Source organism: Sinorhizobium sp. 22678, assembly GCF_052044265.1.
GTDB lineage: Bacteria > Pseudomonadota > Alphaproteobacteria > Rhizobiales > Rhizobiaceae > Sinorhizobium > Sinorhizobium meliloti_A.
The window spans coordinates 69982-78016 of sequence record NZ_JBQEMS010000003.1 but is presented as its reverse complement, the minus strand read 5'-3'; the positions used below and the strand labels follow the sequence as shown (position 1 = coordinate 78016).

8 protein-coding genes are annotated in these 8035 nt (G+C 64.7%); 3 read left to right on the top strand and 5 right to left on the bottom strand.

Annotation, left to right across the window (positions count from 1 at the left end):
- Window positions 1–331, top strand: a 331-nt coding sequence (locus ACTJKL_RS05965; protein ID WP_440852607.1) for a hypothetical protein, incomplete at its 5' end; no start/stop codon positions are given.
- Between the two features lie 42 nt (window positions 332–373).
- Here the strand turns inward: ACTJKL_RS05965 and ACTJKL_RS05960 are convergent.
- The 4 genes from ACTJKL_RS05960 to ACTJKL_RS05945 form a co-directional block, all read right to left on the bottom strand.
- On the bottom strand, window positions 374–1891 hold the full coding sequence (locus tag ACTJKL_RS05960) for a tripartite tricarboxylate transporter permease (protein WP_018096191.1): 1518 nt from the start codon (window positions 1889–1891) through the stop codon (window positions 374–376).
- A 125-nt stretch (window positions 1892–2016) separates the two neighbouring features.
- Entirely contained in the window at window positions 2017–2508 is a 492-nt protein-coding gene (locus tag ACTJKL_RS05955) for a tripartite tricarboxylate transporter TctB family protein (protein WP_275599429.1), read from the bottom strand.
- Complete coding sequence (locus ACTJKL_RS05950) at window positions 2505–3449, bottom strand: Bug family tripartite tricarboxylate transporter substrate binding protein (protein WP_018096193.1); 945 nt, start codon at window positions 3447–3449, stop codon at window positions 2505–2507. The genes ACTJKL_RS05955 and ACTJKL_RS05950 overlap by 4 nt, the downstream gene beginning before the upstream one ends.
- A 234-nt stretch (window positions 3450–3683) precedes the next feature.
- Window positions 3684–4751: an ABC transporter substrate-binding protein gene (locus tag ACTJKL_RS05945; protein ID WP_100671296.1), complete on the bottom strand. Its 1068-nt coding sequence runs from the start codon at window positions 4749–4751 to the stop codon at window positions 3684–3686.
- A 77-nt stretch (window positions 4752–4828) separates the two neighbouring features.
- On the opposite strand from ACTJKL_RS05945, the gene ACTJKL_RS05940 reads away from it, so the two are divergent.
- Window positions 4829–5506 carry a response regulator gene (locus ACTJKL_RS05940; RefSeq protein ID WP_018096195.1) on the top strand — a complete coding sequence of 226 codons (678 nt, stop codon included), beginning with the start codon at window positions 4829–4831 and terminating at the stop codon, window positions 5504–5506.
- Window positions 5503–6894 (top strand): sensor histidine kinase, encoded by a 1392-nt coding sequence (locus ACTJKL_RS05935; protein ID WP_440852429.1) that lies wholly within the window; start codon window positions 5503–5505, stop codon window positions 6892–6894. The genes ACTJKL_RS05940 and ACTJKL_RS05935 overlap by 4 nt, the downstream gene beginning before the upstream one ends.
- A gap of 151 nt (window positions 6895–7045) precedes the next feature.
- Here the strand turns inward: ACTJKL_RS05935 and ACTJKL_RS05930 are convergent, their stop codons facing one another.
- Window positions 7046–7996: a substrate-binding domain-containing protein gene (locus tag ACTJKL_RS05930; protein ID WP_522960289.1), complete on the bottom strand. Its 951-nt coding sequence runs from the start codon at window positions 7994–7996 to the stop codon at window positions 7046–7048.
- Window positions 7997–8035 lie beyond the last annotated feature (39 nt).

Below are 8035 nucleotides of genomic sequence, written 5' to 3'. Positions count from 1 at the left end.
CGACGCGATCCTGTTTCAGGCTGGGGCCTGGACGCCGGGCAGGTCAGCCCCGGCGATTGCCCGGGAAGGCTGCGGGATCGATGCCGAGGGTGCGGAGATCCTGTGCTTTGGGGCGGCGATGGCCTTCGACGGCGGCGGCAGCAGCGGTTGCGGCGCCGAGTACGGCGAAGGCGCGGCCGATGAAGCCCATGCGGTTCTTGCTGGTCATCTCTTGCTCGCTTTCGTTTTCTATTCGATGAGCAAAAGATGGGTCCGGCGGGGTTGTTTTGCAATGCACAAAACCTCAGCCCAGCCATGCAGCGAAAGCAGGCCCGCACGCTTCCAGCAATAGGGGCGGCAGCCGGATCGGGCCTGCCAGATCGTCGGAAGCCGCTCAGTCTTCACTGGCGGCGAGTTGTGCGAGCACTTCGCCGCGGCCGCGAGCCCTGAGGATCAGCGGCACGACCAGCGCGAGCGCGGCGATCACCAGGAGCACGGCCGCGATCGGCGACGTGAAGAGCACGGTGATGTCGCCCTGGCTGATCGAGAGCGCCCTGCGGAGCTGCTGTTCGGCGAGCGGCCCGAGGATCAGGCCGACGACCACCGGCGCGATCGGATAGCCGAAGACGCGCATGACGTAGCCCAGCAGGCCGAAGGCCAGCAGCATGCCGAGTTCGAAGACCGAGGGATTGGCGCCGATGGTGCCGAGCGTTGCGAAGAGCAGGATGCCCGCATAGAGCCACGGCTTCGGGATCGTCAACAGCCTCACCCAGAGGCCGATCAGCGGCAGGTTGAGGACAAGCAGCATGAAATTGGCGATGAGGAGGCTGGCGATCAGACCCCAGACGAGCTGCGGATTGGTGGCGAAGAGCAGCGGCCCCGGCTGCAGCCCGTATTGCTGGAAGCCGGCGAGCATGATCGCGGCGGTCGCCGTGGTCGGCAGGCCGAGCGTGAGGAGCGGCACCAGCGTGCCTGCAGCGGATGCGTTGTTGGCGGCTTCCGGGCCAGCCACGCCTTCGATGGCGCCGTTGCCGAATTCCTCCGGATGTTTGGTCAGGCGCTTCTCCGCCGCATAGGAGAGGAAAGTGCCGATCTCGGCGCCCCCGGCCGGCATGGCGCCGATGGGAAAGCCGATGAAGGTGCCGCGCAGCCACGGCTTCCAGGAGCGCGCCCAATCCGTGGCGCTCATCCAGACCGAGCCCTTGACCGCTTCCACCTTGTCCGGGCCGCGGTCGCCTTGCGCGGCGATGAACAGCGTCTCGCCGATCGCGAACATGGCGACGGCGAGAGTCGTCACCTCGATGCCGTCGAGGAGGTCGGGCACGCCGAAAGAAAGGCGCGCCTGGCCGGTCAGCTGGTCGATGCCGATGCAGGCAAGGGTCAGGCCGACGAAGAGCGAGGTGAGCCCCCGCAGCGTCGAGTCGCCGAAGGCGGAGGAGACGGTGACGAAGGCGAGCACCATCAGCGCGAAATATTCGCGCGGGCCGAAGACGAGCGCCAGCTTGACGATATAGGGCGCAATGAAGGCCAATCCGAGCGTGGCGATGAGGCCGGCGACGAAGGAGCCGATGGCTGCCGTGGCAAGCGCCGGACCGCCACGGCCGGCACGCGCCATCTTGTTGCCCTCGAGGGCGGTGACGATCGAGGCGCTTTCGCCGGGCGTGTTGAGCAGGATCGATGTCGTCGAACCCCCATACATGCCGCCATAATATATGCCGGCGAACATGATGAGCGACCCGGCCGGATCGAGCTGATAGGTGACCGGCAGGAGCAGTGCGACGGTCAATGCGGGACCGATGCCGGGCAGCACGCCGACGGCGGTGCCGAGCGTTACGCCGATGAGTGCGTAGAGAAGGTTCATCGGTTGGGCAGCGACCAGCAGCCCCTGCAGCAGGAAATCGAAAGTACCCATGGTCGTCGGCCTTCTTTAGATCACGGTGATTCCAGGATCGAACCTGAAATCATGAACGTGATCGATCTGATAGGTTAAGAGCGGGATGCGGGCGAAAGACCGCACACACTTTTCCTGATCCCGCTCTAGAAGAACAGGCGTTCCAGCGGTCCTGCGGGCAGCGACAATTGCAGCAGCTTGGCGAAGACAGCCCAGACGATGAAACTGAACACGACGCCGACCGGCACGGTCAGCCACAATTTGCGTTTGCCGAAGCCGCGGGCCGTGAGGGCGAAGAGAATGCCGGTCGCGATCGAGAAGCCGAGCGTGTTCAAGAGCAGCATCTGCGCTGCAAGTCCGGCGACGATCCAGACAACCGGACCCGCCTGCTGGTGCTCGCGTTCGGGAAAGTCGCCCCGCCAGGCTTCGACCGCCGTCCAGACCGCAAGCGCGATGAGACAGCAGGCGATCGCGTAGGGCACGGTCATCGGCCCGACTTGCGAGTAGCCGGCAAGGCCGCTCAGGCGAGACACGTCCCAGAAGATCACACCGGCGATTGCTGCCAGAACGGCGGCGATGACCAGCGCCGCCCGGTCGGGGCGGCGCGTTTCGACGGAAGGGTTGTTCCCCTTGTTCATTTGACCAGCCCGATGTCCTTCAGGACGGTTTCCGTGGCGGAAATGTCCTTGGCGAGCTGCTCGTCGAAGGCGGCGCCAGCGAGATAGGTGTCCTGCCAGCCTTTGGTCTTCAGTACTTCCTGCCAGCCTGCGGATTTGGCAAGCTTCTCGATGTCGGCGGAGACTGCCGCCTTCTGTTCTTCCGTGAGGCCCGGGGCAGCGGCGACCATGCGCCAGTTTTCGACCACGACGTCGACGCCGGATTCCTTCAGCGTCGGCGCGTCGATACCCTCGAGGCGTTCGGCGCTGGAGACGGCGAGCAGACGGAGCGTTCCGGCCTTCACCTGGGACTCGAATTCACCGTAACCGGAAATGCCGGCGGTTACCTGGCTGCCGAGGATCGCGGCAAGCGCCTCGCCGCCGCCGGAATAGGCGATGTAGTTGATCTTGGTCGGATCGACACCAGCGGCCTTGGCAATCAGGCCTACCGCGATATGGTCGGTACCGCCGGCCGAGCCGCCTGCCCAGGAAACCGCGCCCGGATCCTTCTTCAGCGCCTCGACGAGATCTTTCATCGTCTGGATCTCGGAGGCGGCGGGAACGACGATCGCTTCGTATTCGCCCGTAAGCCGCGCGATCGGCGTCACGTCCTTGAGGGTGACCGGCGAGTTGTTGGTGAGGATGGCGCCAACCATGACGTAACCGCCGACGAGGAGCGCGTTCGGGTTGCCCTTCTGCTGGCTTGCGAACTGGGCAAGGCCGATCGTGCCGCCGGCGCCCGGAACGTTCTGGACCTGCACGTTGCCGGAAATGCCCTCCTGCTGCAGGACGGTCTGCATCGAACGGGCGGTCTGGTCCCAGCCGCCGCCGGGATTGGCCGGCGCGATGATCGTGTAGTCGGCGGCATAGGCCGGCAGAGCAATTGCGCCGGCGAGAATGGATGCGAGGAAGAAGTGTTTCAAGGTCGGTCCTCCGTGAGGCGCGCTTCGTCACGCGCACATTGATTATCGTTCGCGAAGGGGAGAAGCGGCTGGTCGACATCGACGGCGACCTTAGACCGGACTGGTGAATCCTCCCGATACGCTGCCGGCGGTCCGCCTCCACGGTTCGCCGGCGACCTTAAGCAACATAGAAAGCTGACATTAACCTGACATCAAGTCCGTTTCGCGTAAATGACTTGTTTGCCTGCTTATTATTCACTGCAGGCGCAGCATCTCGTTCCAGCGGGCAATCAGCCGCGCCCGCTTGACCTGGTCGAGATAGACCATCAGCCCGGGACTGACCGGTACGGGTTTCAACTGACCTCCGAGCATTTCCCGCATGGTGTTCGCGGTGTTCTCGCCGGCGACTTCGGGGCTGACCGCCGGGATCTGCAGCTCCCGCGCCATGATCGTCTGGCCCTCCTTCGACATGAAGAATTCGAGATAGCGGCGGCCAAGTTCGGGGGCGGCTGCGGCCTGCGGCACCAGCCCGATGCGCGACATGACGACCGTATAGTCCTTCGGCAGCACGATGCCGACATCGGGATGCCGCGATGCCCAGTCGGCCGCATAGGAGCCGAGGATGTTGTAGCCGAGCACGAAGCGCCCGTCCGAAATCCTCTCCAGGATCGCCTGACTGGTCGAATAGAGCTTCACTCCGGCCGACCCCATGGTGCGGATCACCGTCCAGATGTCGCCGAACTGCTCCTGGTCGCGCGACATGAAGAGGAAGCCGACGCCGGAGCGTTCGATGTCGTAGGTGCCGATGCGGCCGAAGACGGCGTTTCCTTTCCGCTTGAGGTAATCGACGAATTCGGCGCGCGTCGCCGGCGGCTGCTCGTGCCGAAAGCTCGGCTTGTGGTAGACGAAGACGGCCGGCTCGAAGGTGAGAGCGTAAGCCGTGTTGCGCCAGTTTGCCCAGGCAGGCCAGCGTCCGCTCATAGGCAGGTCGCTGCGTTGCGCATAACCGTCATTGCTGAGCTTGACCTGCAGGTCCATGGCGGAGGAAAAGGCGAAATCGGCGGTCTTCTCGCCGGCATCGGTCTCCTTGACGATCCTGTCGTAGATCTCGCCGGTCAGCATGTCCTCGTAGCGGACCGCGACATCGGGATTTGCCTTCTGGAAGCCGTTAATCATCGGTCTCGCCAGGGGTTCGTCGAGCGAGGAATAGACGGTCAGGACCGGTGCGGCGCCGTCACCGGAGAGAGCCGGGAAGAACGTCGGCGCGGCCTTGGCGACCGCGGCCGACAGGATCAAAAAAGCGAGAGAAATCAAGAACCGCATGAATTCACAATGCCTGAGAGCGCTGCCGTTCACAAGCAAGCTCGCGAGCGATAGAGTGATCCCGGGGAGAGGCGATATTGCGTATCTTGCTGGTTGAGGACAATCGGGCCCTGGCGGAGGGCCTTTCGACGCTTCTGCGGGGCAGCGGCTATGCCGTCGACGTCGTGAGCGACGGCGCATCCGCGCATGCGGTTGCTGCGGCCGAGAGCTTCGATCTGGTGATCCTCGATTTGAACCTGCCGGAGATGGATGGACTGGACGTGCTGCGTGCCATGCGGGCACGGCAGAATCGCGCGGCGGTTCTCATCCTGACGGCGCGCGGTACGCCGGAGGAGAGGATCAAGGGACTCGACCTCGGCGCCGACGATTACCTGATCAAGCCTTTCGATATCGGCGAGTTCGAGGCGCGCGTGCGCGTCCTCCTGCGCCGGCAAGCGGGGTTGCGGGCCTCCGTCGTCAGCTATGGCAATGTCTCGCTCGATCTCACCTCGCGCAGTTTCTCCTCGGCAGGCATGCCGATCGAAATTCCGGCGCGCGAGCTCGGTCTTCTCGAGCTTCTGTTCATGCGCGCCGGTAAGGTCGTCGCCAAGGACGCCATCGTGCAATCGCTGACGGGCCTGGACGACGATCTGAGCCCGAATGCGATCGAGCAATATGTGAGCCGGCTGCGCAAGCGGCTGGCGCCCTTCGGGCTGACCGTACGGACCGCCCGCGGCATCGGCTATTATCTCGACAAGACGGCCGGTCCCGAATGACAGCCGCCCCCGGAAAGGTCGTCTATTCGCTGCGGCGCAGGCTGCTCGGCTGGCTGCTGATCTCGACAGCCGTAATCGGCGTCGTCGCGCTGGCGGATACCTACCGGGAAGCCGTCAAGACCGCAAATGCCGTCTCGGACCGGGTGCTTGCCGGATCGGCGCTGGCGATCGCCGAGCGCGTGGTCGTCGCCGAAGACGGCTCGTTGCAGGTCGACATCCCCTATGTTGCGCTCGAGATGCTGACATCGGCGGCGCAGGATCGGGTCTTTTACCGGGTGGACGGCCCGCCCGGCGAGTTCATCACCGGCTATCAGACCCTGCCTTCGCTTTCCGAAAGCACCGGTCAATCGGCGAGCTTCGCAGATGCCCTCTTTCGCGGCGAACCTATCCGCGTGGCGGCACTCAGACGCTCCGCCTCGACCGGGGTCAATTCCGTTCCCTTCGTCGTCACCGTCGCGGAGACGACGATCGCCCGGCGCCAGCTCGCGCAGACCATCATCATCCGCTCGGCCCTGCGCCTCGGGCTGATGATCGCCGGGGCGGCGATGATCGTCTGGGTCGCCGTCACCTTTTCCCTGAGGCCGCTCTATCGGCTTGGCGATGCGATCGCCGAGCGCAGCCCCGACGATCTGCATCCGATCCGAGAGCAGGTGCCGAACGAAGTCCAGGGGCTCGTCGATACCGTGAACTCTTTCATGGTCCGCCTGCAATCGGCCCTCGATGCCCTGCGGCACTTCACCGGCAATGCCAGCCATCAGCTCAGAACCCCCCTTGCTATCATCCGCACGCAGCTTGCGCTTGCGCAGCGGGCGACGACGATCGAGGAAACCCGGGCGGCGGCGATGAAGGCGGACGAGGCCGTCGCCAATGCCGAGCGCATTCTCGCGCAGCTGCTGCTGATGGCCAAAATCGATGCCGCGGGCCGAGACGAGGCGCGGGGATTGGAGCGGGTCGAACTCGTCGGGCTTGCCCGCGCCGTCACGGCGGACCACGTACCGGCGGCGGGCGAAGCCGGCATCGATCTCGGCTTTGCCGGCGAGGGCGAGCATTGGATCCGCGCCGAGCCCCTGCTTGTCGGCGAACTCCTGAAGAACCTGATCGGCAATGCGTTGCTTTATGCCGGCCGCGGGGCGGAGGTGACCGTGCGCGTCGGGAGCGGGGACCACGCGGTCCTGCTGGAAGTGGAGGACAATGGGCCGGGCATTCCGGCAGAGCTGCGCGAGGCGGCGCTCAAGCGTTTCCGGCGCGGCGGCGAGGAAGCGCCCGGTACCGGACTGGGCCTCCCGATCGTCGAGGAAATCGTCGGGCTTTACGGCGGGACCATGCGGCTGGACGAGGGTGACGCCGGTCGAGGGTTGAAGGTGGTGGCGGCGTTTCCGGCGGGGTGAGGCTGATTACAGGCGGCCGCGAAGGCGCCCACGGTCACCCCTCTGCCCGGCAGGGCGGAGGGGGTAGCCCGTTGCATAAACGCGAAAGAAAAAGACCCGCCCGAGGAGAAAGCCTCAGGCAGGCCGTGTCTTGATTAGCTCCGACGTCCGATCAGAACGGCGAATCGGGGAAATAGAAGTCCTTGGCGTTTTCCTTGGTCACCAGCGTCGCGTCGATCGTGTAGGTGCCGCGAACCGGGACCTGGCCGTAGAAGTTGGCAACGGTCATTTCGAGTGCCGTGCCGACCATCGCCGGCGGGTAGAGCACGTCGACCGGGATCATCTTGTCGCCATCCATGACCCGCTTGATCATGTCCTTCGAACCGGCTCCGGCGACCACATACTGGATGTCGGTGCGCTTGGCCTGGTCGATCGCCTGCAGCACCCCGACGGCCATGTCGTCATCCTGGCACCAAACGACGTCAATCTGCGGATACTTGGTCAGGTAGTCCTGCATGACCTTGAAGGCGTCGTCGCGATTCCAGTTGCCGTACTGGCGGTCCAGGATTTCGACCTTGGAGCCGTCGATGCCCTTGTCGAAGCCGTCCTGACGCTGCTGGTCGATCGGGATCGGCAGGCCGCGAATGACGACCACCTTGGCTTCCGGCGTCGTGGCCTTGATGTATTCGCCGGCGACCTGGCCGAGGGCCGGGTTGTTGCCGGCGACATAGAGGTCACGCACGCTGTTGTCGTTGGTCGAGGGCGCGCGGTCCACCAGCGCCACGAAGGTGCCCTTGCCCTTGATTTCCTTGATCGCATTGACCAGCGGATCGGGGTCGGTCGGCAGGATCACGAGGGCGTCGATCCCCTGGGTTTCGAGGTCCTGCACGGCGTTGGCCTGGCTTGCCGGATCCGGCGAGGTCTTGACGATGACGTTGAGGCCCGGATGCTGCTCCATGAGCAGCTTGGCAACGCGCTCGGCGTGGAACACGACGCCGGCGGTCCAGCCATGGTCGGCCGCCGGGATCGACACGCCGATCGTGACGTTCTTGTCTTGTGCATGGGCTGCACCCGTCAGTGCCATCATCGTGACGGCGGCAATGCCCATTAATCCCTTTCGCATGCTTCTTCCTCCCAATGATTCTAGGTCTTGGTTGATGTG

What these genes read in the sequence shown, in the direction of transcription:
- ACTJKL_RS05930 (WP_522960289.1), bottom strand. Translation starts at nt 7,996, where the DNA reads ATGCGAAAGGGATTAATGGGCATTGCCGCCGTCACGATGATGGCACTG.
- ACTJKL_RS05945 (WP_100671296.1), bottom strand. Translation starts at nt 4,751, where the DNA reads ATGCGGTTCTTGATTTCTCTCGCTTTTTTGATCCTGTCGGCCGCGGTC.
- ACTJKL_RS05935 (WP_440852429.1), top strand. Translation starts at nt 5,503, where the DNA reads ATGACAGCCGCCCCCGGAAAGGTCGTCTATTCGCTGCGGCGCAGGCTG.
- ACTJKL_RS05955 (WP_275599429.1), bottom strand. Translation starts at nt 2,508, where the DNA reads ATGAACAAGGGGAACAACCCTTCCGTCGAAACGCGCCGCCCCGACCGG.
- ACTJKL_RS05960 (WP_018096191.1), bottom strand. Translation starts at nt 1,891, where the DNA reads ATGGGTACTTTCGATTTCCTGCTGCAGGGGCTGCTGGTCGCTGCCCAA.